The sequence below is a fragment of the Halomonas sp. H2 genome (genome assembly GCF_050215315.1).
Classification (GTDB): domain Bacteria; phylum Pseudomonadota; class Gammaproteobacteria; order Pseudomonadales; family Halomonadaceae; genus Vreelandella.
This window is the reverse complement of the sequence record NZ_CP189760.1, coordinates 3,352,174-3,376,216: the sequence shown is the minus strand read 5'-3', so window position 1 is coordinate 3,376,216 and position 24,043 is coordinate 3,352,174. Positions and strand designations below refer to the sequence as shown.

The 24,043-nt window shown below is 57.1% G+C and carries 23 protein-coding genes and 1 pseudogene; 12 read left to right on the top strand and 12 right to left on the bottom strand.

What is annotated here, in order from left to right:
* Positions 1–289: 289 nt before the first annotated feature.
* The 9 genes from ACQE2I_RS15720 to hemP form a co-directional block, all read right to left on the bottom strand.
* Positions 290–904 carry a biliverdin-producing heme oxygenase gene (locus ACQE2I_RS15720; protein ID WP_301396696.1) on the bottom strand — a complete coding sequence of 205 codons (615 nt, stop codon included), beginning with the start codon at positions 902–904 and terminating at the stop codon, positions 290–292.
* 89 nt (positions 905–993) lie between these two features.
* Complete coding sequence (locus tag ACQE2I_RS15715; protein ID WP_427028998.1) at positions 994–2,004, bottom strand: FecR family protein; 1,011 nt, start codon at positions 2,002–2,004, stop codon at positions 994–996.
* Between the two features lie 4 nt (positions 2,005–2,008).
* Complete coding sequence (locus tag ACQE2I_RS15710) at positions 2,009–2,578, bottom strand: RNA polymerase sigma factor (RefSeq protein WP_427028997.1); 570 nt, start codon at positions 2,576–2,578, stop codon at positions 2,009–2,011.
* 18 nt (positions 2,579–2,596) lie between these two features.
* Positions 2,597–3,358 carry an ATP-binding cassette domain-containing protein gene (locus ACQE2I_RS15705; protein WP_427028996.1) on the bottom strand — a complete coding sequence of 254 codons (762 nt, stop codon included), beginning with the start codon at positions 3,356–3,358 and terminating at the stop codon, positions 2,597–2,599.
* Positions 3,352–4,392, bottom strand: a complete 1,041-nt coding sequence (locus ACQE2I_RS15700) for a FecCD family ABC transporter permease (protein WP_427028995.1) — start codon at positions 4,390–4,392, stop codon at positions 3,352–3,354. The genes ACQE2I_RS15705 and ACQE2I_RS15700 overlap by 7 nt, the downstream gene beginning before the upstream one ends.
* Positions 4,389–5,294, bottom strand: coding sequence for a heme/hemin ABC transporter substrate-binding protein (locus ACQE2I_RS15695; RefSeq protein WP_427028993.1), 906 nt, complete (start codon positions 5,292–5,294; stop codon positions 4,389–4,391). Before ACQE2I_RS15695 ends, ACQE2I_RS15700 begins: the two co-directional genes overlap by 4 nt.
* Positions 5,291–6,346 carry a ChuX/HutX family heme-like substrate-binding protein gene (locus ACQE2I_RS15690; RefSeq protein WP_427028992.1) on the bottom strand — a complete coding sequence of 352 codons (1,056 nt, stop codon included), beginning with the start codon at positions 6,344–6,346 and terminating at the stop codon, positions 5,291–5,293. Before ACQE2I_RS15690 ends, ACQE2I_RS15695 begins: the two co-directional genes overlap by 4 nt.
* A 32-nt stretch (positions 6,347–6,378) precedes the next feature.
* A complete protein-coding gene (locus ACQE2I_RS15685; protein WP_427028991.1) occupies positions 6,379–8,355 on the bottom strand; it encodes a TonB-dependent receptor domain-containing protein in 1,977 nt (658 codons plus the stop codon).
* A gap of 97 nt (positions 8,356–8,452) precedes the next feature.
* On the bottom strand, positions 8,453–8,632 hold the full coding sequence (gene hemP, locus ACQE2I_RS15680) for a hemin uptake protein HemP (protein WP_427028990.1): 180 nt from the start codon (positions 8,630–8,632) through the stop codon (positions 8,453–8,455).
* 2 nt (positions 8,633–8,634) lie between these two features.
* Here hemP and ACQE2I_RS15675 point away from each other — a divergent pair, with 2 nt between their 5' ends.
* Positions 8,635–9,603 (top strand): IS30 family transposase, encoded by a 969-nt coding sequence (locus ACQE2I_RS15675; protein WP_032608318.1) that lies wholly within the window; start codon positions 8,635–8,637, stop codon positions 9,601–9,603.
* A gap of 24 nt (positions 9,604–9,627) precedes the next feature.
* Positions 9,628–10,701: pseudogene (locus tag ACQE2I_RS15670) on the top strand (PhoX family protein); the annotation flags it as partial.
* Between the two features lie 106 nt (positions 10,702–10,807).
* Here ACQE2I_RS15670 and ACQE2I_RS15665 read toward each other — a convergent pair.
* A complete protein-coding gene (locus ACQE2I_RS15665) occupies positions 10,808–11,842 on the bottom strand; it encodes a LacI family DNA-binding transcriptional regulator (RefSeq protein ID WP_427028989.1) in 1,035 nt (344 codons plus the stop codon).
* A 169-nt stretch (positions 11,843–12,011) separates the two neighbouring features.
* On the opposite strand from ACQE2I_RS15665, the gene ltnD reads away from it, so the two are divergent.
* The 10 genes from ltnD (at position 12,012) to ACQE2I_RS15615 (ending at position 22,196) form a co-directional block, all read left to right on the top strand.
* A complete protein-coding gene (gene ltnD / locus ACQE2I_RS15660) occupies positions 12,012–12,944 on the top strand; it encodes an L-threonate dehydrogenase (RefSeq protein ID WP_427028988.1) in 933 nt (310 codons plus the stop codon).
* Position 12,945: 1 nt separating this feature from the next.
* Positions 12,946–14,238, top strand: coding sequence for a 3-oxo-tetronate kinase (gene otnK, locus ACQE2I_RS15655; protein ID WP_427028987.1), 1,293 nt, complete (start codon positions 12,946–12,948; stop codon positions 14,236–14,238).
* Positions 14,235–14,894, top strand: a complete 660-nt coding sequence (otnC, locus tag ACQE2I_RS15650) for a 3-oxo-tetronate 4-phosphate decarboxylase (RefSeq protein ID WP_427028986.1) — start codon at positions 14,235–14,237, stop codon at positions 14,892–14,894. The genes otnK and otnC overlap by 4 nt, the downstream gene beginning before the upstream one ends.
* A 44-nt stretch (positions 14,895–14,938) precedes the next feature.
* On the top strand, positions 14,939–15,736 hold the full coding sequence (gene otnI, locus ACQE2I_RS15645) for a 2-oxo-tetronate isomerase (protein WP_427028985.1): 798 nt from the start codon (positions 14,939–14,941) through the stop codon (positions 15,734–15,736).
* 64 nt (positions 15,737–15,800) lie between these two features.
* Positions 15,801–16,763 (top strand): D-erythronate dehydrogenase, encoded by a 963-nt coding sequence (gene denD, locus ACQE2I_RS15640; protein WP_427028984.1) that lies wholly within the window; start codon positions 15,801–15,803, stop codon positions 16,761–16,763.
* A gap of 104 nt (positions 16,764–16,867) precedes the next feature.
* A complete protein-coding gene (locus tag ACQE2I_RS15635; protein WP_427028983.1) occupies positions 16,868–17,881 on the top strand; it encodes a TRAP transporter substrate-binding protein in 1,014 nt (337 codons plus the stop codon).
* A 73-nt stretch (positions 17,882–17,954) separates the two neighbouring features.
* A complete protein-coding gene (locus tag ACQE2I_RS15630) occupies positions 17,955–18,509 on the top strand; it encodes a TRAP transporter small permease (protein ID WP_427028981.1) in 555 nt (184 codons plus the stop codon).
* Positions 18,506–19,783, top strand: a complete 1,278-nt coding sequence (locus tag ACQE2I_RS15625; RefSeq protein ID WP_427028980.1) for a TRAP transporter large permease — start codon at positions 18,506–18,508, stop codon at positions 19,781–19,783. The genes ACQE2I_RS15630 and ACQE2I_RS15625 overlap by 4 nt, the downstream gene beginning before the upstream one ends.
* Positions 19,784–19,834: 51 nt before the next feature.
* The gene (locus ACQE2I_RS15620; RefSeq protein WP_427028979.1) at positions 19,835–21,292 is read left to right on the top strand and encodes an aldehyde dehydrogenase family protein; all 1,458 of its coding nucleotides are present in this window, start codon (positions 19,835–19,837) and stop codon (positions 21,290–21,292) included.
* A 28-nt stretch (positions 21,293–21,320) separates the two neighbouring features.
* The gene (locus ACQE2I_RS15615) at positions 21,321–22,196 is read left to right on the top strand and encodes an NAD(P)-dependent oxidoreductase (protein ID WP_427028978.1); all 876 of its coding nucleotides are present in this window, start codon (positions 21,321–21,323) and stop codon (positions 22,194–22,196) included.
* A 121-nt stretch (positions 22,197–22,317) separates the two neighbouring features.
* Here the strand turns inward: ACQE2I_RS15615 and ACQE2I_RS15610 are convergent, their stop codons facing one another.
* Both ACQE2I_RS15610 and ACQE2I_RS15605 read right to left on the bottom strand, forming a co-directional pair.
* On the bottom strand, positions 22,318–23,079 hold the full coding sequence (locus ACQE2I_RS15610) for an SDR family NAD(P)-dependent oxidoreductase (RefSeq protein ID WP_427028977.1): 762 nt from the start codon (positions 23,077–23,079) through the stop codon (positions 22,318–22,320).
* 194 nt (positions 23,080–23,273) lie between these two features.
* Positions 23,274–24,035, bottom strand: a complete 762-nt coding sequence (locus ACQE2I_RS15605; RefSeq protein WP_427028976.1) for a M15 family metallopeptidase — start codon at positions 24,033–24,035, stop codon at positions 23,274–23,276.
* Between the last annotated feature and the right edge of the window lie 8 nt (positions 24,036–24,043).

The following is a 24,043-nucleotide window of genomic DNA, read 5'->3' as shown; positions in this document are numbered from 1 at the left end:
ACACTATGCAATAGGGCACCCGCTCCTATCGCGAGGAGCAGTGAAAGCCAAACCTCGAATGTTTCTTGGAAAAGTCCATAAAGAGTGCCCAAGCATCCACTGAGTAATGTGACGATACACAGGCTGGCTGCCCACCAGTTGAGCAGTAGAGACGCGATGGGAAGGCTGCGATTAAGCAAGCTGAATGGTTGCCCTTCTATGGTTTGAGTCATTGAAACTCCCTGTGGTGTCATTTGCATAAAAGCTGCTTGCGGCGCTATTTTTCTAGTGGTTATTTAGCGCTATTTTTCTAGTGGTTATTTAGCGCTATTGAGGCCAGCGACCTGACGAACTGAAATGCTTCTCGCGCGCCGTTTAGTGCCTGAATAGATTGTTCGTCTGATAGTGATATAGCATCCAACTGAGCAGTAAAACGACGCCAATGTAGCCCTCGCCCTGAATCGCTGGGAGCAAGGTGCCGGGCGCCAAAATTAGCGGAGAGTCCTAGTTGGCTGGCGTAATTGAGCAAAAAAGCGGCACCTAGGTTAGAGCCTTCATTCACATAGAGCCAGCCAAGTGCGGCTGCTTGGGAATCGATAGCTGGCTCTGGGAGGGAGAGCTCCTTTAAATCGTTTAGGTTTAGGGCTAGGTCTTGGCAATCACTAATCACGGCGCTGTAACGGCAACGCTGGGGTAATCCTTCCAGCCAGGCGCATAGGTTCTGTTGATGATAGAGAGGTGCTGTACGGCGTTGAAACTGGTACTGAACCACAAGAAAGCGCTGGTAACCTTTTAGGCTGGCAAATGGAGATAGCGCCATAATGGCTTCATCAACACGCTCATGCGTTGAGTGTGTATCAAGTTTTAACCGTTTACTTAACGGGAGAGTGTTTGCCCCTTTGGGCGGGGAGAAAAGTGCTTCCATGATGAACTCGCTGCTGTGGGTGGATAAAAACGGCAAGGTAAGTGATTTGTACTCGGTAACTAACACTGCAGTGGCTGCTCTTAGCGTTCTTAACTGGTATGGGTGGGGCGTAGCCAAAGCAGGTTGCCAGGCAGGTTATGCACTGTGATGCCAAACACATCGGTTAATGTTTCAATTAACGCGGCTGGTTGGTTGGCATGAAAACTGCCAGAGACGCGAAGCTCGGAAAATGCTTGCTTATCAATAAGTACACGCCCTGGTAGCATGCGTTCAAGCTGTGCCACGACCTCGCTGATTTCAGCATCGTCAAAAATTATTCTTCCCTCCTTCCAGGCGCGTGTCAGGGGGATTGCCACTGTTGAGACTGGGCCGAGTGCACCATCTTGCAAGGCAATTTGCTGGCCGCCCACTAGCATGGCTTGGTGGTCCAGGTTGTCGCTGACCGCCACTTGCCCCTCTGACACCGTGACGGTGACTCGATCGCCGCTACGCATTACCGAAAAGTGAGTGCCTATAACGCGCACCGACGCCTCTCCGGCGGTAATAATTAGCGGACGCTGGGGGTCCTTGGCGGCGTCAATCCACAGGCGCCCACGGCGTAATGTTAATCTCCGCTGCATCTCGGTGAGGTCAATATCCAGGGCACTATTGCCATCAAGTAGCAGCGATGAGCCATCTGCCAGTTGAAGGTGCTGGGATTGCCCTGGTGCGGTGGTGGTGTCAGCTATTAAGTGGTCTAAATGAGCAGGCTCACGCCATAGTTCAAAGCTCAGCAAAACTCCCAGTAGACACGTGGCAGCTAGTGCCCAACCCCAGTGCCGAGGTTGTTTAAACCGGCGTTTGAGGACTGTTTGTGTTGCCTTTTGAAGGGCATAAAGACGCGCAGGTGCACCAATTTCCTGCCATAGCTGTTCGGCTTCTTGGTAGGCGAGTTGGTGGCAGGGATCGCGGCTTAACCAGGTTTCAAACGCTTGGCGGTCGTGTGGTGTGGCGCTGCTGTCCTTGAGCCGTAAGTACCAGCCAATGGCTTCGTCTACAGTGTTGTCGTCCAACGATGGTGTATGACGGGGCTGAGTGTTTGGTCTGTGCGGTATAGTCACGGTGCTACCCTTTCTGGGAATGCGACGTATTGTTATAGATAGAACGTTTGGAGCGCCGATCTTCCTCACTTTGTGTTTGGCGCTGCCATTCGCGACACAAGCGCATGGCACGCATCATGTCCTTTTCGACGGTGCTAATTGAAATGCCAAGTCGCTCGGCGATAGCGGTGTAGGTCTCACCTTCAACACGGTTTAAAAGAAAGACGTGCTTGGCTCGTTCAGGAAGGCTATCTAGTTGCTCTAGCAGGCTTTGCCATTGCTGTAAGGTCGTGGCTAACTGCTCTGGGCTGGGCGCTTGAAGTGGCTCGTCAGCAGAGATATTTGACGCCTCTGAATGATGGCGTCTGCGAACCTCCTGGGCGCGTAAATAGTCTAGCGCTAGGTTATGCGCGGTGCGATGCAATAAGCCGGGGGTGTCGGTTGCGTTTGGCGGCCGTTGCCATAGTTTTACAAAGGTATCCTGGGCTAAATCTTCGGCCACGCTGGTGCTGCCAACTACTTGCCTTATGCGCTTAATCAGGCGGTGTCGCTCTTTTTGGAACATTCGAAGCAGGGCGGAAGAGGGCTTAGTCATGATTCATGAATAGAAGCGTTAAGGCGTTAGGGCGAGAAGAGGGGCTGCAGCGTTACTGCTATTGATAGGCAGCAGCTCTACGTCATAAACCTCCGCGATGGTGGCGGGGTCAAGCACTAGGGCGGGTGAGCCGTGAGCAATACGCTGACCTTGATGCAATAGCCATACCCGGTCGGCGTAGGTGCTTGCGAGATTGAGGTCGTGCAGCACGCAGACAATCGCCATATGGTGCCGTTCTGCCCAGGCGCGTAGTTGACGCATTAAGCGCTGCTGCTGGCCGATATCGAGTGCGCTAGTGGGTTCATCCAGCAGTAAAAGCCCGCCATCTTTGGAGGTGGGGGAACGCCGTGAGAGTAGCTGGCAGGCACCTCGTGCAATCATTACCCGTTGGCGTTCGCCGCCAGAGAGTGAAAGTACGCTGCGTTTAGCTAAATGCGTCAGATCTAGGTCATGCAGCAGTTCCGCAATCAGTGCGTTACTAGGGTTGCTGCCTAAGCTCACCAGCTCAAAGGTTTGCCAATCAAAGCCGGGCAGCTCCTGTTGGGCAACCAGCGCCCGGCGATTGGCAAGCTCGCTGATTGGCCACTCACTCAGGCGTTTTCCATCCAGATGTAGCTCGCCCTGTTCACAGGGGCGAAATCCCGACAGCATGCTGAGTAGTGTGCTTTTGCCCGCGCCGTTGGGGCCAACAATGGCGAGTAGCTCACCAGGGCGAAGAGTGCCGTCCAGAGGCGCGATTGAGGGCGTGGTGGTAAAACCCGCCTGATGTAGGGTTAGCATGCCCGGTTCCGACGCATTAGTAGGTAAAGAAAATAGGGGCCGCCCAGTAGGCTGGTTAACAGCCCGACGGGGATTTCGGCGGGAGCGCCGAGGGTGCGCGCCAGGGTGTCGGCCACCACTAGCAGTAGTGCACCGCCTAACATAGAGGCGGGTAGCAGCAGGCGATGGCCAGGCCCGAGCCAAAGTCGCAGGCAGTGGGGGACGAGTAAACCAAGAAAGCCAATCACGCCGGTAAGCGCGACGCACAGCCCTACACCCAGCGAGGTAGCAACGACCACGCGGCGTTTTAAGCACGTTGCATCCAGACCTGCCGCATGGGCGGTAGATTCGCCTAGCTGAAGTAGGTCAAGCTCACGAGCGCTGCGTATTAACAGCCATAGGGCAACAGCAATCAGGACAAGGGCTATGGCGGTGGTGCGCCACAGAGCGTTGGTAAGCGTGCCCATTCCCCATAAGCTGAGCTGACGAAGTTGGTCGTCGCTGGCAATAAACGCCAGTACGCCGCCTCCAGCGCCTGCTAACGTATTGATTGCTAAGCCTGCTAGTAGCAGTGACATGACGGCGGCACTGCCACCCCCTTGGCGCTTGGCAATGCCAAACACCACTAAGCAAACACTAAGCGCACCGAGAAAGCCCGCTGCAAACTGGCCGTAAAGGCTACCGGCAGCGCTGCCCTGAAATAGCACAATCCAAAGTGCTACAAATAGCCCTGCACCACTGGCAAGGCCTAATAGCGTTGGGTCGGCCAATGGGTTTCTAAATAGCCCCTGCATGGCGGCGCCGCTCCCAGCGAGCATCGCCCCTACCGCGACGCCAAGCAGTAATCGGGGTAGTCGCAATTGCCACCACACCTGAACACTGAGCGGGTCGGCTTGGTCGCTGAATAGACCCCAAGGGGGAATGCCCAGCGCACCGGAGCTGGCTCCCCAGCATAGAGCCAACAGCAAGGCAGCGGTTAAGCCGACGAGAACGCGGGTTGTACGGTTTACCGGTAGCTGCACGCGAAAGCGGTAAGCGTTGATAATGGTCATCATGGACTTAACTGGGCGGTGGCGATTATGCCTAACAGAGCTTCGACGCCCTGACGCAAGGTGAGCAACTGATCAGGGGTACGAGGGCCAAAGCCGAGCAACGCTTGGTCGTTAATCACGATAAACTGCTGCTCGCGGCCTGCGGGGGTTAACGCCATGCCGGGCAGTTGCCACAGTGCGTCCTCTCCGCCCATCGCTGCCAGCCCTCGTTCGGAGACAACCACGATGTCGGGGGCTTCACGGGCCAGAGCTTCGGCACCCACACTGTGATAGCCCTGCATCTCGGCAAAGGCATTTTCCAGGCCCACCGCTTCGAGCACGGTATGCGCTGCCGTGTTGCTGCCCGCCGCACGGGGCGTTAAGCCGCTATTCTGCATAATAAACATGGCACGGGTCGAGGGTAGGGCTGGCAGGTTGGCTAACCGGTCAAGTTTCTTGTTCAGTGTGGCCGCCAAGGCATCTGCTTCCTGGCTGCGATTGGTTAGTTGACCAACGGCGCGGACTTTTTCGGCCATGGCATCGAGGGAGGGCGGGGCGTTGATGAGAGCTACCTCAAGCCCCACAGCTTCTAGCTGCTCCAGCACCTCTTTGGGCCCTGCGTGCCCGGCGGCTAACACGTGGTCGGGCCGAACAGAAAGCACGCTTTCCGCAGAGAGTTGACGTAGATAGCCGACTGACGGTAAAGCAGCCATTTCCGGCGGATAAAGCACAGTATCGTCCCGCGCGACAACGTTAATATCGGCATCCAAGGCGCCCAGGATTTCGGCGATATCTCCGCCGAGTACTAGCCAACGCCCGTCAGCATGCCGGTGCTCATCGGCATGGGCTAGCGGTGCGCCTACCAGCAGCCATCCCAATGCTATGATGCCAAGCAACAGGCGTGTCTTTAAGTGGTGCTGGATCATGCGACCTCCTCGCAGCTTCCTAGCTCGTCCAGCAGTTGCCGCCACTCGCGTCTTTCAGTACCCCCTTCCTGACGCTCCGCGTAAAGCTGCAGCGCTAACGACCCCTCGGCATCGAAGGCTTCAATGCTGGTCACGCCACCGTCGCGGTTGGGCTTGCTGACTTGCCACACTTGGTCAATCGCAGTGTCATCAAGGTGCAGGGTGAATTGTTCGCCAAACAGGTTTAACCAACCGCGAGCACGTTGGGGAGCGGGTAAATCACCGGTACGGATCTGCACGCAGCCGGGGCTGGCGACAAACAGCATCAAAGGCAGCGCACGTTGGCTTGCCTGCTGAAGCACTGTTTCCAGGGCGTTCACAGGTAGCGCACGGGTATAGCGACCTTCCATTAATTGGTTAGCCTCGATACGCTCCAGTTGATGGCGCTGAAGGAGAGCAAAGAACTGGTGTACATCGCGCATTGCACCCCACTCGCTAGCGAGGTTCGGCGCTTCAGGCAGCGGGCGCTTTAGGCGCGGCATGCTCTGGGTAAACGCCGGTGTGTCCCGGGTGCCCAAGGCGGCTAATGCACCCCAAGGGCGCGGCAGTGGGTTCTCCAGGGCAAAGCATTTGTGAACGGCGCAGCCATGCTGGTTGAATATCTGCAGGCTCCAACGCCACGGCGGCGCTGGCTCTTTTGCGTCAGGCATTGGGTCACGAATCAAACAAGCCCAGTGCCAGTGTGTGTAGAGTAGCCGAAGGTCCAGACCACCGGGATCGAGTAATAAACCTGTTTGTGGCCCGCCGCGGAGCTCAGGGTAATCGCCGGTTTGTTCTAGCACGGCCAGTCGTGAGCGGGTTAGGGCTTTAACCCGCCCCAACTGCAGCAGGTAAGCGGCAATATCGCTGGGTGAGAGTGGCAGCGTCCATACATCGCGCCCTAAACGGGCGGCCTGGAGTTCGCCTTCGCTGATCGCTAAGCGTTCGGCAATCTCAATGGCGGGAAGGCGTGGCTGAGCGGCGCGCGCCGCATCAAGGGCTTCGAGAATGGCGATCTGTTGGGATGGAATCATAACGCACCTCTTTTATGGTTCACTGGTTGGGTTTACCACTGCCAGTTGAGGGTGGCGAACAGGCTGCGCCCGTCGCCCAGGCTGCCGTCAGGGAGGTACCAAACCTTGTCGCCAAGATTGGCTAGGCGCAGCGAGGTATCCACGGCCGGAGTGATTTGCCAGGCGAGATGAACGTCGTGCAGGCCATAGCCGGGCAGGTGTTCGTCGTCGCCCTGCTTATCGAAGGATTGGGCAAAGCGAGCTTGCCAGCCCAGGCGGATATCACTGCTGTACAGTGCCACTTCGCTGCCCAAGGTGGCTTCCAATGGAGTTTGACTACCCAGCGGTTCACCTGAATCGCGATCTTTACCGGAAACCTCCGAGAGGCCTGCAAAGCTTGTCAGGAATGGGAAGGTGGTAGGCTGCCAGGTAAGCCGGGCGTCATAGCCCCAAAGCTGGGCGCGCTGAACGTTTACCGCCTGGGTGGTGCCCGCCATAATATCAACCTGGGTATCGATAAAGTCATCCGCGCGAGTATCGAAGTAGCTGGCGCGCAGTTGCCAGTCACCCTGATGCCACACCACGCCGCTCTCCCAAGTGTGGCTGGATTCAGGCGAGAGATTGGGGTTGGGAATCCAGTAGTTGTCCGGCGTGCAGAAGGCGGGCCCTGCGCAGAAACCCGCGAAGTGGCGCTCGTTAGCATAAAGCTCGGACAGGCTGGGGGCGCGGAAGGCTTCGGCGTAGCCGGAGAATAGCATCAAAGCGTCATCGGGCCGCCAGGCAAGACGAAAACGCGGAGACACTTGGTCGTGGACGCTGTCGGCATCGTTTTGTCCGCTGGCGTCGTAGCGGTCGTAGCGGGCACCCAGGCCAACGTCGAACTGCCCGGCACCGCCATCGGCCAGATAGCGCCCAGCGGTAAGTGTGGTGTCGAGATAGGCTGACTGGGTATCGATGTCGGCTTTAGGAAAGCCATTCGCTTCGCCATCTGGCCGTTGGCGTGCCTGCTCCAATTCGGCGCCGAACACCAGCGTTTGCGAAAGCCAGCCGTGATCCATGGTGTGGAAGCCGTCGCTCTGGAGACCGGCCCGCTCCAGCGTCCGGTTGGCCTGGGCCTCATCAATATCCTGCTGGCTAAAGGTAAGCCGTGAAGTGACTTCGGTTGCCCCACTGGGCTGCCAGCGGTGGCCCAACTGGACGTTGTTGCTTTCCACCTCCCGGTCGCGCAGCGGATTGCTGGCATCGGTTGAAAGCTGTTGTGGGTTGGCGGGCTGGGTGGCGTCTTCATCGTAGTGCTGCCAGCTCATAAATACCCGCTGGTCGTCGCTTGGCTCCCAACCACCTTTTAGCAGCAGGCTATTGAGCGTGGCATCCTCTTCTGCTTCATCGCCACCTGCGCGGCGGATATCGCCCGATTCACTGCGGCCGATTGAAAACAGGCCATCCACCTGACCGTTGGCGGTATCGCGGCGGCCAAAGGCGGTAAGGCTTCCCCGCAGCTCATCGCTGGCAGTTGCACCGCCGACGGAAAGGCGCACGCCGCTATCTTCGCCAGGGGCAAGCAGGTTGTTGGCATCCACGCTGGTAAAGCTGACGACCCCGCCCATGGCATTGCTGCCATATAGGCTTGAGAGCGCGCCACGCGCTATCTGCACTTCTTGAATCAAACCAGGGTCAAGGAAGAAGTTGCCGATGTGGCCAGTAGAGATATCCTGACGAACGCCATCCAAGCGCACCAACACCCCTTTACTGCCAAAACCGCGCATGCTGAGTGTTTGGCCATTGCGGCGGCCTTGTCCTGCGACGTGCAGGCCGGGTTGGCGGCTAAGCACATCTTCGACTCGGCTAGCGGTGGTCAGTACGGCGTCATCGCGATCAATAATATCGATAATCAGCGGTGCCCGGGAAAGGTCGGTAGGCGCTCGGGTGCCGGTGACCGTCACCGGGTTAAGTTCGGCATCATCTGCTTGGGCGGCTAGCAGGGGGAGTAGCGTTAACAAGAGGCCATTAAAGGTGCGTGTGTGTTTCATGTACCAGAGAGTTCCAACAAAGAGAGGTGGAAGACATCGCTGGCTGGTTGCAGTAAGGCTGCAGGTGGCTGGCTATGATGAGTGACTAACTTTTATATCAGGCGTTAAGAATTAATTTGCCGCTTTTGGTGCGGCGTAAAACGTAGCGGCGCTGTTCATGGTGAATTATCAGTTGGCCTGAACTGCCAAGTAATCGCGGTTTCGGATAATAAGTGCAATTGGTAAGAGGGCGGCCAGCTGGTAGAGTCGGCGCTCCTCCCGACCAAGAGAAAAGCACTGATGAGCTACAACCAGCTGACCGAAAACGAACGATACCAGATTTACATTCTAAAAAAAGCAGGCCACAGCCAATTGGCGATAGCGGAGAAAATGGAGCGGAGTCCGTCCACGATCAGCCGGGAGCTTCGCCGTAACAGAGGGCTTCGAGGTTATCGGCCTGGGCAGGCACAGAAGCTGTCGAGCGCTAGGAGGCATGATGCCTACAAGGCACGGAAGGTGACGGACGAGGTGCGAGGTGAGATAGAAACCTTGCTTCGTCAGGAGCTGAGTCCGCAGCAGGTTGCCGATTACCTGAGAAGGCACACAGGCGTATGTCTGCACCACGAGACGATTTACCAGTTGATTTACGCAGACAAGGCCAACGGTGGCGATTTGTATAGGCATCTTCGGGTAGCGTCAAAGCCCTATCGCAAGCGCTATGGCAGCTATGATCGGCGAGGGAAGATCAAGAACAGAGTGAGTATTGATGAGCGCCCTGCGGTCGTTGACCGGCGTAGCCGAATTGGTGACTGGGAAGGCGATACGATCATCGGCAAGGGTCGCAAGGGCGTTCTGCTGACGATGGTTGAGCGTAAGACGCTGTATACGGTCATTGTTCGCCTGACGGGCAAAAGAGCCGACCTGCTGGCGGCTGCAGCGATTGAGCATTTGGCGTCGCTCAAAGCCAGAATCAAAACCATCACCTTGGATAATGGTCTTGAATTTTCTGGGCACGAGGATATAGCGAAAGGTCTGGAGGCGGATATTTATTTTGCCCACCCTTATGCATCATGGGAACGAGGGATCAATGAGAATACCAACGGCCTTATCCGCCAGTACTTCCCCAAGGGAACAGACTTAAGCAAGGTGACGGATGAGCAGGTTCAGTTTGTTATGGATCGACTGAACAGCAGACCCAGAGCGACCAGAGGTGGACGATCACCGAATGAGTTATTTATAGGGCGGCGAGACGATTTACTCGCCGCGTAATGAAATTGCAGTTATTACTTGAAACCAAGCAAACTGGAAGCAGGACAGCCGGTGGTTTACTACTCAGGTCATGATGCGCGCAATGAGTATGTGTACAAGTACGTCTCCAGCGCTGCCTGGGACCCTGCCGATGCGAATCGTCCAGGCGAAGCCTACGACCGTCTTTCCATTGGCAGTAAATACCTGGATAACGGAACGCTATTTGTAGCCCGCTTTCACGCCGATGGTAGCGGTGAGTGGCTGCCGCTGACACCTGAGACCCAGACGCGTGATGGCCGCACGCTGGCATCGGCATTGGGGCTGGCCGATAACGATAAAGCGGGCATTATCATTAACACGTGCGATGCGGCGGATTTGTTGGGTGCCACGCCGATGGATCGCCCTGAATGGGCGTCAGTCGATCCCGCGTCGGGCGACGTCTATCTCACCCTAACCAATAATAGCCAACGTACTGCCGAGGATACCTCTCCCACTTTCACCAACGACGGCGAGCGGTTGGAACAAAGGGGTGTCGGTTACGATCTAGCACCGACCAACGCCGCGAACCCTCGCGCCAATAATGAAGCGGGACACATTATCCGCTGGCGTGAAAGCCGTCTGCCGAACGCCTTTACTTGGGAAGTGTTCGTGTTTGGTGCGGCTGCCGATGATACGGATAACCACTCGGGGTTGACTGAAATGAACCAGTTCGCCAGCCCTGATGGTCTTTGGTTCGACGAGCGCAGCGACGGGCAGGGCATTCTCTGGATCCAGACCGATAACGGCTATGATGGCATCACGGAGTACACCAACGACCAACTGCTTGCGGTCGTGCCCAACGGGCTGGACGATATTCAAGGTACCGGGCCGGTGGTTAACAGTAGCAATCAGCAGCAGCTAAAACGCTTTGCGGTAGGGCCGAACGGCTGCGAAGTCACCGGTATTTTTGCTACGCCGGATAAAACCGCGCTGTTTATTAACATTCAGCACCCAGGTAACTGGCCGGCCGATGACGATGCGTTGGCTCAAGACGCTACTGTCGCGGCTAGCGGCCAGGTACGCCCTCGGGCGTCGACCGTTGTCATTCAGAAACGCGATGGCGGGCCGATAGGCGTTTAACAGCTGGCCTAACTTTTAGGATGCGGAGCTCACCACTGAATTAAAAAAAGAGCTAGGCTCGGGGCTAGAGATTCTTGGTCAGCCGCCCGAGATCTAGCCTGAAAGCCTATGTGCTGCCGCCCGTTTGCAGCGTAAAGCCCACATCGTGCTGGCGGCGGTAGACGCTTTTACCGCCTAGTCGCCGAATAAGCTCTTTGGCGGCTAAGCGGCCCATCTCCTCTCTGGGGGAGAGAATAGTGGTGAGCTGTGGCGTCACATGCTGACCAAGCGGCAAGCCGTTAAACCCGGCAATGGCGATATCTCCAGGCACATTGAGACCTTGACGTTGTGCCGCTAGAAGAGCGCCTGCCGCTAAGTCGTCGTTGGCGAAGTGGATGGCTTGGGTGTAAGGGTATTGCGCTAACACTTGGTTCAGCCCTTCCGCCCCCGCTTGCAGGCTGCCCAGGGTGTCGAGCTCCACCAAAGGTGCTTCGATTCCCTTTGCCTGCAGTACCTCTTGATGTCCTTCATAGCGCATTCCCGCGCGGTAATCGTGGGCAATCCGTGCGCCCACATAGACAATATGGCGGTAGCCTTGGTCGACAAGATGGTTGGCCATGCAGCGTCCGGCGGCCACGTGGTTCAGCCCGACGTTAAGATCCATGCCTTTGCCTAGTTCCATCACCTCCATGATGGGGTGATCCCAGTTGTTCAGCAGCGTATGGCAGGCTTTGTTATGGCGCAGCCCGGCGGTGACCAGTGCCGAGCATGACCAGCCTAGAAAAGTGCGTACCAACTGATACTCGCGATCCAAGTCGTAGTCGGTATTACCCAGCAGTATCTGGTAGCCCTCGGCTTCGAGTGTCTCTTGCAAGCCTTTGATGACCTCCACAAACACGCTATTGATCAGTGACGGCACAATCACCGCCACCAGTCGTGAGCGGGAAGAGGCCAGGCTGCCTGCGACCAAATTGGGCACGTAGCCCAGCGTCTCCACCGCTTCTAGAACGTTAAGGCGTGTACTGTCGCTGACTTTGTCTGGGTGATTCAGTGCTCGCGATGCGGTAATGGGAGATACGCCTGCCATCTTCGCGACTTGGCTGAGTGTGACCTGGTCGGAGCTTCGGCGTTGTCTTGCTGGCTGGGGCGAGTCTTTAGACATTGGTCGCATGTTCCTGATGTTCAGCTTGTCGATTGGCAAAGATTAATCTAGAAATAATGGTAGCGCTATCATGACAGCGCTACCATTATTTCTAGATTGTTCTTTTAACAGCACCGCGACGATAGCTACCCACACAACAAAGAACTCAACAACAGCGAGGTGTCGGCTGGTGAGTCAACACGATAAACAACCACTTCATGTAGGCGTCATTGGCCTCGGTGCTATGGGCATGGGCACCGCAACCACCTTGCTTCAACAGGGGCTGGCCGTAACGGGATGCGATATTGCTGCAGAGGCGCGCGAAGCCTTCGTGGCGGCAGGGGGCAAGAGCGTCGCCACACCTGTGGGGCTCGCTGACTGCCAGATCGTGTTGGTGGTGGTGGTTAACGGATTGCAAGTTGAGCAAGTACTGTTCGGTGAGCAGGGCGTGGTGAACCAATTAGCGCCGGGCAGCCTGATTATGCAATGCGCCACGGTCGCGCCTAGTCAAGCCAAACAGCTTGGCGAGCGTGTGGCGGCAGAAGGGATAATGCTACTGGATGCGCCGATCAGCGGCGGTGCGGCGAAAGCCAAAAGCGGTGAGCTCTCGGTCATGGCCTCCGGTACAGCTGAGGCATTCAGCGACGCCCAGCCAGTGCTTGATGCCATGGCCGCCAAGGTCTATCGCCTTGGTGATGCTCCTGGCGTGGGGTCCAGCATGAAGCTGGTCAATCAACTGCTGGCAGGGGTGCATATTGCCACCGCCGCTGAAGCGATGGCGCTGGGTATTCGTATGGGGCTCGACCCCGAGGTGATTTATGAGGTGATTACCCACTCGGCGGGCAACTCCTGGATGTTTGAGAACCGCGTGCCGCATATCCTGAGTGGCGACTACACGCCGCTTTCGGCGGTGGATATCTTCATCAAAGATCTCAATATCGTGCATCAAACCGGCCGTGAGTTAGCGCTGGCAACGCCCGTTGCCTCAAGCGCTCTGCAGCAATTTACCGCTGCCAGTGGCGCAGGCTTTGGCCGCGAAGATGACTCGGCGGTAATTAAAGTCTACCAACGGCTATCCGGCATCAAGCTGCCCGACGCTGCCAACGATGCCGAGGGGGCCTGATATGGGGGCGAATATAGTGCTGGGCGCTATTGCTGATGATTTTACCGGGGCTACCGACCTTGCCAATAATCTGGTGCGCGGCGGCATGCGCTGCCTGCAGGTGATTGGTGTACCCTCGAAAGAGATCGATCTGGGTGAGATTGATGCGGTGGTGGTGGCACTGAAATCACGCTCCTGCCCGGTGGACGAAGCCGTGGCGGACTCTCTCGCTGCGTTGGATTGGCTACGCCAACAAGGCGCTCGCCAGCTATTCTTCAAGTACTGCTCCACTTTTGATTCCACCGACCAGGGCAATATTGGCCCGGTGGCGGATGCTCTATTGGAAGCCCTTGGCGCTAATCAAACCGTGATGGTGCCCGCCTTTCCGATTAATGGCCGCACGGTCTACCAAGGCCATCTGTTTGTGGGGGATCGCTTACTTAACGATAGCGGTATGCAGCACCACCCGCTAAACCCCATGCAAGACGCGGATTTAGTACGCGTGCTTGCTCGCCAGACACCACACTCGGTGGGGTTGGCCAACCGCGCGGTGCTGGCTCAAGGGGCAGATGCTACCCGTGCGCACTTGTCGGTGCTGGCCAAGCAAGGCATTCGTCATGTGGTTTGCGACTCTTTAGACGAACAGGATTTAGACGTACTGGCACAAGCTACGGTGTTGATGCCTTTGGTCACCGGCGGCTCGGGCCTGGGTCAGGCGCTGCCTGCCCAATACCGTGCCCAAGGCTGGTTAGACACCATCTCAGAGCCAGGGCGCTTGGCGCCTGCTTCCGGCGGTGCGCTGATGCTCTCCGGCAGTTGCTCTCGGGCAACGCTCGCCCAGGTGGCGGATTTTCTGGCTAAGCACCCTGACGGTGGCTTTGCCCTTGACCCACTGGCGTTGGCGCAAGGCGAACAGCAACAACAGCAGGCGCTGGCCTTTGCTCGGCGGCGGCTATCAAGCAATGAACCGGTATTGATCTACGCTTCTGCTGAGCCAGACAAGGTTAAAACCGCGCAAGTCTCACTCGGCGTGGAGTGGGCAGGGCTTCTCGTCGAGGCGGCGCTGAGCCAACTGGCGATCACCTTGGTCAATGAAGGCGTGGGTCGGTTGCTGGTCGCCGGGGGTGAAACTTCTGGCGCGGTGGTCTCGGCGTTAGGCATTACCACTTTGCGAATCGGCGAGCAGATCGACCCCGGCGTGCCCTGGACCCAAGCTCCACTGCCAGACCGCGAGGCTCCGCTGTCGCTGGCGCTGAAGTCCGGCAACTTCGGTGGCGTGGATTTCTTTACCCGCGCGTTTGAGGTGCTGGCATGAGCGTTCACCTTCGCCATCATCACCAGAACTCCTTGCGAGAGCAGATCGGTACGCTGGGAAAATCGCTGTTTGATCGCGGTCTAACGATGGGGTCCAGCGGCAATATCAGCGTGCGATTGGATGATGGCGGCTGGCTGATGACCCCAACGAACGCCTGCTTGGGGCGGCTGGACCCGGCGCGCATCTCCCATCTGGACCAAAGCGGCCAACTGCTGAGTGGCGATGCGCCCACCAAAGAGCAGTTTCTGCATATGGCGATGTACGCGGAGCGCCCGCAGTCCGGGGCTATTGTGCATCTGCACTCCACCCACTCGGTAGCGGTCTCGTGTTTGCCGGGCGTCGACCCCTGCGACTGTATTCCGCCGCTGACCGCCTACTACGTGATGCGGGTGGGCAAGCTACCACTGGTACCGTACCACATGCCCGGCGATCCTAAACTGGGCGATGCGGTGCGTGGCCTAGCGGGCAAACACAGCGCGGTGCTGCTGGCCAACCACGGCCCGGTAGTGGCGGGGAAAAACCTCGAAGCGGCGGTGTATGCCACCGAAGAGCTGGAAGAGACTGCCAAGCTTTATTTATTGCTGCGGGGTGAGAACCCCCGGGGGCTAACGCCAGAGCAGGTCGCCGAGCTGGAAGCGCGTTTTCCACGTGATTAATAATATTTCAGTTAATAATTATGTCATTAACAACGAGCACCACGATGATTCGATTAGCCGCTAACCTCAGCATGCTGTTTAACGAGCATGCCTTTATGGATCGCTTTGCCGCCGCTGCCAGCGCGGGCTTTAAAGGTGTTGAGTACCTGTTTCCCTATGCGTTCTCCCCGCAAGAGCTGCGCCAAGCACTGCAAGAATCGCAGTTGGAGCAAGTGCTGTTTAACCTGCCGCCAGGTGATTGGGAAGGTGGTGAGCGAGGTTTGGCGAGCCTACCAGGACGAGAAGGCGAGTTTCGTGATTCGGTAATTGAGGCGCTGCGTTACGCCGAAGCACTCAACTGCCCCCGCGTGCATGCCATGGCCGGGCTGCTACCTGAGAACGCCGATGCTGCGACCCAGGCTGAGCACCACGCCACCTATATTCGCAACCTGCGTTTTGCGGCAAGCGAGGCGGGAAAAGTCGGCCGCGACATTCTTATCGAGCCGATCAATACCCGCGATATGCCGGGCTTTTTCCTCTCTCGCCAAGCGCAAGCCATGGCGGTGCTGGAAGAGGTCGGCGCGGCAAACCTAAAGCTCCAGTTTGATCTTTACCACTGCCAAATTATGGACGGTGACTTGATTCGCCACCTTGAGCGCCAGTTTGATGCCATTGGTCATATCCAAATCGCGGGCGTTCCCGAGCGCCACGAGCCTAATGTGAGTGAAGTGCACTACCCCGCCATTTTTGAACGCCTAAGCACGCTGGGGTATCGCGGCTGGATCGGCTGTGAGTATCGCCCCCAAGCCGAAACTCGAGCCGGTTTGGGCTGGGGCGCAGCCTGGGGGCTAACTGCTCAGTGAGTTGCCCCAAGCTGAATAAACAATAGCTGAATACACAATAACAACAGCCCATAGGAGCACAACAATGCATATAGCCATCACCGGCGCGGCTGGCTTTCTTGGTCAGCGCTTAGTGCAACAGCTGATTGCGAAAGGCGAGCTTCGCCAGCAGGCCATCACTCGGCTAACGCTGATTGACCAGGTGGAAGCACCGCAGCCCGACCCTGGAAACATCGCCGTGAGCTCAATAGCGCTGGATATTACCGCGCCCGGCGCACTAGATAGCGTATTGGCGCAGCGCCCCGATGTTATTTATCACCTGGCCGCGGTGGTCAGCTCCGCCGCAGAAGCCGATTTGGATCTCGGTATGCGGGTGAATTTTGACGCGACTCGGGCGCTGCTGGAAGGCTGCCGGGAGCAGGTACTAACTCACACACGCTTAATCATGGCTAGCTCGGTGGCGGCCTACGGCGGCGAGTTGCCAGAAGTGCTGGATGATATGACGGCGCTCCATCCGCAGAATTCTTACGGCGCCCAAAAGGCCATGTGCGAGCTGCTCATCAACGATTACAGCCGTCGCGGGTTGGTGGACGGCCTTGTGCTGCGCCTGCCGACGATTGTTATTCGCCCCGGCCGACCGAACGCCGCGGCCTCCAGCTTTGCCTCCAGCATTTTGCGCGAACCGCTCAATGGCGACGAAGCGGTTTGCCCTGTGCCGGTAGAGCTGTCGATGTTTGTGATGTCGCCGGGCAAAGTAGTGGATGCGCTGATCCATGGTGCTGAGGTGCCAAGTGAGGCATTGGGCCCTTTTCGAGCCTTTATGCTGCCCGGGATTACCGTCACGGTGGCAGAAATGCTGGAAGCGCTGCGTGAAGCCGCGGGCGAGAAAGCACTTGCGCGGGTGCGCCATGAGCCCGACCCACGCATCGAAGCCATTGTGGCTAGCTGGCCTGCTCAATTTGCAACCGCAACAGCCCAGCAGCTTGGCTTTGTGGGTGACGACAACTTTAAGCAGATTATCGATGCGTTTATTGCTGAATCGACGTGAATCCCCCTCCTATCGTTCGCGCTAGGAAACTGCCTGGGCGACCCCCGCAGGCGGGTAAGTTGCCCCAACGATCACCCTCACAACAACACAAAGAGGGCACTACAATGACTAAGCAACACGTTACACCGACACTGAAACGCCAAGTGCTGGTAGCGGCGATTGGCGCTATCGCCACGGCCGGTATGGCACTTCAAGCCCACGCCGCTACGGAGGTGAACCTGGGCCACACGCTCTCTTCCACCTCGCACTATTCGGTAGGTGCCGATGCGTTTAAGGAAACGCTGGAGCGCCTTTCTGACGGTGAGTTCACGGTGACCGAGCACACCTCGGGTTCACTCGGCGGCGAACGGGAAATGATCGAAGGACTGCAGATAGGTACGGTCGACGTGGTGATTACCTCGACCGGCCCGCTGGGTAACTTTGTGCCCGAAAGCTATGTGCTCGACCTGCCGTTCTTGTTTAAGGATTATGATCAGGCGCGCTGTGTGCTGGACAGTGAACTTGGCGATGAGCTGCTGGAAAAAGTGGGCGAGCACGATTTAGTCGGTTTGGCCTGGTCGGAGAATGGTTTCCGCCACCTGACCAATAGCCAGCGTGAAATAGCCACGCCAGCCGATGCCGAGGGGCTTCGCGTACGCACCATGGAAAATGCGGTGCACCAGGAGGCGTTCCGTCAAATGGGCGCGCGACCCACGCCGATGGCTTTCCCTGAGCTATTCACCGCACTCCAGCAGGGTACCGTCGATGGCCAGGAGAACCCGATCACCGTTATCGTCGCCACCAACTTCTGGGAAGTGCAGGACTACCTCTCGCTCACTGGGCATGTCTACTCTCCGGCTATCGTGCTGGGCTCGCCCATTCTGCTGGACGGCCTAAGCGATGAGGAGCGCGGCTGGTTTATGCAAGCCGCAGCGGCGTCTGCCGAGGCGACCCGTGAAGAGGTATCGCGGCTAGAGCGCGAGGGGGTGGCGCTACTCGAAGAGAACGGCATGACGGTCAAAACCGACATCGACATTGCCCCCTTCCAGGAAGCGGTACAGCCCGCCTACGAGATATTCACCTCTGAATACGGCACCGAAATGCTGGAACGTGTTCAGGAACAAGCCAGCAGCTGTTAACTAACACTGTTGAGCGCTTCTTCCACCTCGACCTCCGGCATCGTCGGAGGTCGCTTTGGCATGGTGAACTCTTATGCTAGCGGTATTTCTTCGTTTTGAGCACCAATTAACCCGGTTCGCGATGCTGTTCGCAGTAGTGATGCTGACAATATCGGTGACGCTCAGCTTTTATCAGGTGCTCACCCGCTTTGTGTTTAACGCGCCCTCTACCTGGACAGAAGTCGCCTCCCGTGCGGCGATGATTTGGTGCGTGTTTATGGCGGCGGCGGCCACCTTTCGGGGCGGCTATATGATGGCGGTAGAGGTGGTTTATAAAGTCGTGCCAACACGTTTTCTAACGCTATTAGAAATAGCAATTGTGCTGTGCTGCCTGCTGGTGCTCGGCGTACTGATCCATTTCGGCATACAAATGACCCTGCGGGTGAGTAATCAAACCATGTCGGGGATGAACATCTCGATGGCGTGGGCGTATGCGGCGATACCGACAGGGTCGTTTTTTGCCATTGTCGCGGTGATTGCACGGTTACTGGCGCAACTCAGTGGTGGTGAGAAAGTGGGTCCGGAGAATAGCGAAATAGTGCCTGAACCCCAGGGTGAGCAACTACCGGAAAGAGGGTCGCAGCCATGAATATGGTTATTGGCCTGTCGCTGATCATTCTATTTACCTTCGGTGTGCCGATTGCGATCTCGATTATTCTCGCCTCGATTATCGGCATCGAATTCTTTACCCGTCTGCCGCTGTTGTTAGTGCCGCAGCAGATGTTTATCGGCATCGATAAATTTCCCCTCATGGCGATACCGTTTTTTATTCTTGCTGGTAACCTAATGGCCGCCGGGGGGATCTCGCAGCGGCTAGTCGATTTAGCCAAATCCATCGTAGGACGTGTGCAAGGCGGGCTGGCCATGTCTTGCGTACTGACCTGCATGATGTTTGCGGCGGTGTCAGGCTCCAGTGTAGCGACCACCTTTGCGATTGGTGCCATTTTGATTCCAGCAATGGTGAAGCATGGCTATCCCAAGCCGCTGGCAGCCTCTATTCAGGCGTCATCCGCTGAGCTTGGCGTGCTAATTCCGCCTTCGATTCCGCTGATTTTGTACGGGGTGAGTACCGATACCTCTATCGGGCAGCTGTTTCTAGCGGGCGTAGGCCCCGGCATTTTAATCGGATGCGCGCTAATACTGTTTCTCTATCTGTTCTGCAAAGTTCGTGGCTACGGTAAGGACGACCATAAAGACAGCACCGGTTTTATGATTTCAGCAAAGCGGGCTTGGGCCGCGATGCTGATGCCGGTGGTGGTGATTGGCGGTATTTATGGCGGGATTTTTACCCCCACTGAGGCCTCCGCCGTGGCGGTGTTTTTTGCCCTGATCGTCGGCGGTTTCTACTATCGCGAGCTGAAGCTAGATGACCTATGGCCGATTTTACGCCAGAGCGTGATTTCCACTGCGGCGGTTATGCTGATCATTGCTGCGGCCTCACTATTTAGTTTTCTGCTCAGCCGTACGGGGTTGCCCGCGCATATTGCCACGTTGGTTACTAACACTATCAATGACCCCATTATGTTCCTGCTGGTGGTTAATGTGTTGCTGCTGGTCGTCGGTATGTTTATCGAGACCTCCGCCGCCATTTTGGTGCTGGCGCCGATCTTGACGCCGATCGCGATGCAGTTCGGCATCCACCCCGTGCATTTTGGCCTAGTCATGGTGGTCAACTTGGCGCTTGGCATGATTACCCCGCCGCTGGGTGTGAATCTGTTTGCTGCCTGCGCCGTGGCCAAAATATCGATCGATCAAATGCTGCCATGGCTGGCGCGCTTTGTGCTGGTGGTGCTGGCCTGCCTAATGGCAATTACCTATATGCCATGGATCTCGATGGGGCTGGTGAATACTTTTTACGGTTAGGTAGGTCGTTATGTTAACTGAGCAAAACAACGACAATAAAAGGAGTGCTGTATGTCACAAGTTTTAACGTTACCGCCGCAGCAGGCGCTAGTTGCTGGAGAGTGGGTTACTACCGCCGCGACGCTACAGGTAGAGGCTCCGGCGACGGGCGAGCCTCTGACGCGAATTGCGCGCAGTCAGGCTGAAGACGTCGATGCCGCGGTACAGGCCGCTCGACAAGCCTTCGCCGGTGAATTAGGCGAGTGGGCCAGTTGGTCTGCCCGGCTACGCAGTGAATGGCTGCTGCGTTTTGCCGATGTGATCGAAGCGCACCATGCACAGCTAGCACAGCTTGAGTGTGCCGATACCGGTAAGCCGATGACCCAAGCCAACGGCGATATCTCCGCCTGCGCCCGCTATTTCCGCTTTTACGGCGGCGCAGCGGACAAGCTGCACGGTGAAACCATCCCCTTTGAAAACGACTTCGCCGTGATGACCCTGCGCGAACCCTACGGTGTATGCGCGCAAATTATTCCCTGGAATTATCCTTCCCAGATATTTGGCCGCTGTGTGGCCGCGGCACTAGCAGCAGGTAATGGCGTCGTGCTCAAGCCCGCCGAAGATGCCTGCTTGAGCGTGCTGCGTTTGGCGGAGCTGGCCGTGACTCATGGCCTTCCGGCTGGCGCACTCAACGTGGTGCCGGGGCTTGGCTATGAAGCAGGCGCAGCGCTTGCCGCCCATCCCAATATTGATCATCTCTCGTTTACCGGTTCACCGGAAACCGGCACCCAGGTTGCCCAAGCAGCCGCGCAGCACCATGTGCCGGTTACGCTGGAGTTGGGTGGCAAATCGCCTCAGCTCGTATTTGCCGATGCGGATCTCGACGCCGCGCTACCCGCCGTGGTGCGAGGGATTATTCAGAATGCCGGGCAGACCTGTTCGGCGGGCAGCCGCCTGCTGGTGCAGCGTGACATCGCCGGTAGCGTGGTAGCGAACCTTTGCGAGCGCTTCACCGCGCTGCGCTGCGATGCGGGCGAAGCGGATGCCGACTGTGGCCCGCTAATCAATGCGCGCCAAAAAGCCAAACTGGAGGAGCGCTTGGCGGCCGCAGAGGCCGATGGTATCCGCGTGGCGGCAAAAGGCCAGTTAGCGCCGAGCGCACCGGCGGGTGGTCATTTTGTGTTGCCTCAACTGCTCACCGATATTCCTGAAGGTCATGACGTGCTGCGTGAAGAGCTATTTGGCCCGGTGCTGGTGGTGCAGGTGTTTGACGATGAAGCCGACGCGCTTGCGCTCGCCAATGCCACTGATTTCGGCCTGTGTGCCGGCATCTGGACGCGCGATGGTGGGCGTCAACTGCGCCTGGCCAAAGGCATTCGTAGCGGCCAAGTATTTATCAACAACTACGGCGCCGCCGGTGGTGTTGAGCTACCTTTCGGTGGCGTTGGTCGCTCCGGCCATGGCCGTGAGAAGGGTTTTGAAGGGCTGCGTAGCTATACGCGGATCAAAACGGTCGCGATTAAGCATTAACGGACGTTTCACTTTTAAGGAGATAACAATGACAACATCACGCCAAGTAGGCATCGTCGGCGTTGGTTTAATGGGCCATGGGATTGCCAGCAGCCTGCTGCGTGCAGGCCATCAGATCTGCTTTCTTGAGCACTCAGGCAACCAGCCAGTGGAGGATTTGCTGGAAGCTGGCGCCACCCCGCTAAGTTCGGGGCGGGAAGTCGCGCAAAACACTGACGTGGTGATTCTGTGCGTCACCGGATCTCCTCAAGTAGAAGCCGTGCTGTTTGAGCCCAACGGTATCCTGGAAGGGTTAAAGCCCGGCTGCGTAGTAGTGGATTGCTCCACCGCCTTGCCCAGTTCAACTGAAAAAGTCGCAGCCAGAGTTACCGAGGCTGGCGGTCGCTTTATGGATGCGGCAATGACGCGCACGCCGAAAGAAGCGGCGGAAGGGCGGCTCAATTTGATTGTCGGCGCCCCCAAAGCGCTGTTCGATGAAACATTGCCGCTACTACAAGGCTTTGCCGAAAATATTGCCCATGCCGGCGATGTGGGGGCCGGTCACACGCTAAAACTGCTGCATAACTTTGTGTCGCTGGGGTTTTCGGCAGTATTGGCTGAAGCCACTGCGGCATCTCGCAAGGCGGGCATCAGCGATACTGCACTACTAGAAGTGCTAGGGGCAGGTGGCGGCGGTGGGGTAGTGCTAGAGAGGCTGCGCCCCTATATCGCGGAAAACGATCCGTCTGGGTTTAAATTTACCGTCGCCAATGCCAGCAAAGACCTGGGTTACTACCACGCTATGACCAATGAACTCGGCGTGGAACGCGGTGTGGCAGGCGCTGTGCATGCGCTGTATAGCTCTATCGATGATACTACGCTGGCCGTGCCGGAAGTGATTGGCGTATTGGAGCAGCGGCGTTAGTACGCACCTGCTGGCGTGGCGAGTGGGTAACGCCCTTTACCTAGCGAAGGAGAAAGGGCGTGATCAAGTCTTAACGGGTAGCTTATTAAACGTGTAGCTTACTATCGTCTGATAAGTTAATTTAATCTTGGTCGCGATCAATCGCAAACGCTGACCACGCCTGACGAACGGTCATAATTTCTAAACGATTGATGTTGATATGGTCGGGAAGCGTAGCCAAGTAGTAAAGCTGCTCGGCAATATCTTCCGCCTGAAGTGGTGTGGTGCCTCTGTACAGCGCGTCGGAGGCGGCCTGGTTGCCTTTGGTTCTGACCAGGGTGAACTCGGTTTCCGCCATGCCGGGGGCAAGGTCAGTCACGCGAACGCCAGTACCCAGAAGGTCGCAGCGTAAGTTGTAGCTGAACTGCTGAACAAAGGCTTTAGACGCGCCATAAACATGCCCACCTGGATACGGCCACTGCCCCGCCACCGAGCCAAGATTGAGAATGCTGGCGCCTTTACCGGTTTTGAGTAGCAGCGGCAGCGCCGCATGGGTCACGTTAACCAAGCCCGTGACATTGGTGTCGATCATCGTGTGCCAATCTTCCAGCGCCACTTTTTGCGCCGGTTCCGGCGCCAGGGCTAACCCCGCATTGTTGATCAAGCATGTCAGCGGCAAAAAATCTGCCGGCAGATTGCTGATAGCACTTGTGACCGCATCACTATCTCGTACATCAAGCACCATCGTTAGCACAGGCACTTGTTTAGAAAGCTCGTCCTCAAGTGCCTTTAGGCGTTCTTCACGACGGCCCGTTAAAATTAGCGACCAACCTGCTTTGGCAAAGCGCTGCGCTGCCGCTTTACCAAACCCCGAAGTAGCTCCCGTGATAAGTACGCTAGGCATTGCAATATCTCCATGTTAGTTAATGCTTAATAGTGAGGCATTGCCCATGGTTGCCCCACTGTAAGCAACGTTGATCCTACAGCCTCAAGGATCAAACTCACTAGGCTGGCAAGCACACTATTTCCTAATGGATTAAACAGGGTGTCTGCTATGAATGCCACTCATGCCGCTTCTTATCCACCCACACGTAATAATTACCCCAACTGTCTACGCCAGCGATTCTCAATGGTATCCAACTCTGCTGGGCCGTAAAGGGCATGCTCATGCGGCCCGTAGTAGGCCCATAATTGATCGCCATAATCGAAGTGCCACCACTCGCTGGGGAGGTTGGTGAAACCTTGCTGACGCATGATGTGATACAGCAAGCGGCGGTGATCTCGCGCTTTATGCTGCTGTGGGGTAAGTATTTCCAGATGCTCGAAATAGTCGCTATGAGACGCTGGTAACGCCTCATCAAACAAGGTGCCCATATCCAGCGGTAGGCCATCGGCATCACACAGCGTGACATCCACGGCACCACCGGTGAGGTGGGGGCTGGGGGCTAAAGGGTCACGGCTGGGGACCGATACAAACTCCCTTGTGCGCTCCAATAGCTCAGCTTCGCTAAGAGCAGGCTGGTGGTGGTGGATGGCTTCATGCAGGGTATCAAACAAGTACTGCTGCACTCGCCATGGTCGCCAACCATCCAGTACGATTAAACCGATGCCGACGGGTAAGCTGCGTGCCGCAGCGAGTAGCGCCCGATAAACTCCTTCGCGTACAAAACACTCCGGTATCGCACCAGGTATGCCCAGTCGCGCATAGGCGGGGAACACGCTGACGGGTACCGGGGCGAGGCTCATCGGTACCAAGCGCTCACCGTTATCTTCAATAGACGCACGGCGCAGCTGTTCCCAGCAGGGAGCAGGGTGGCTGGGGATAGGCGGCAAAGCCTTCAAGAGTGTGTTCAACGGCATCACGTTAT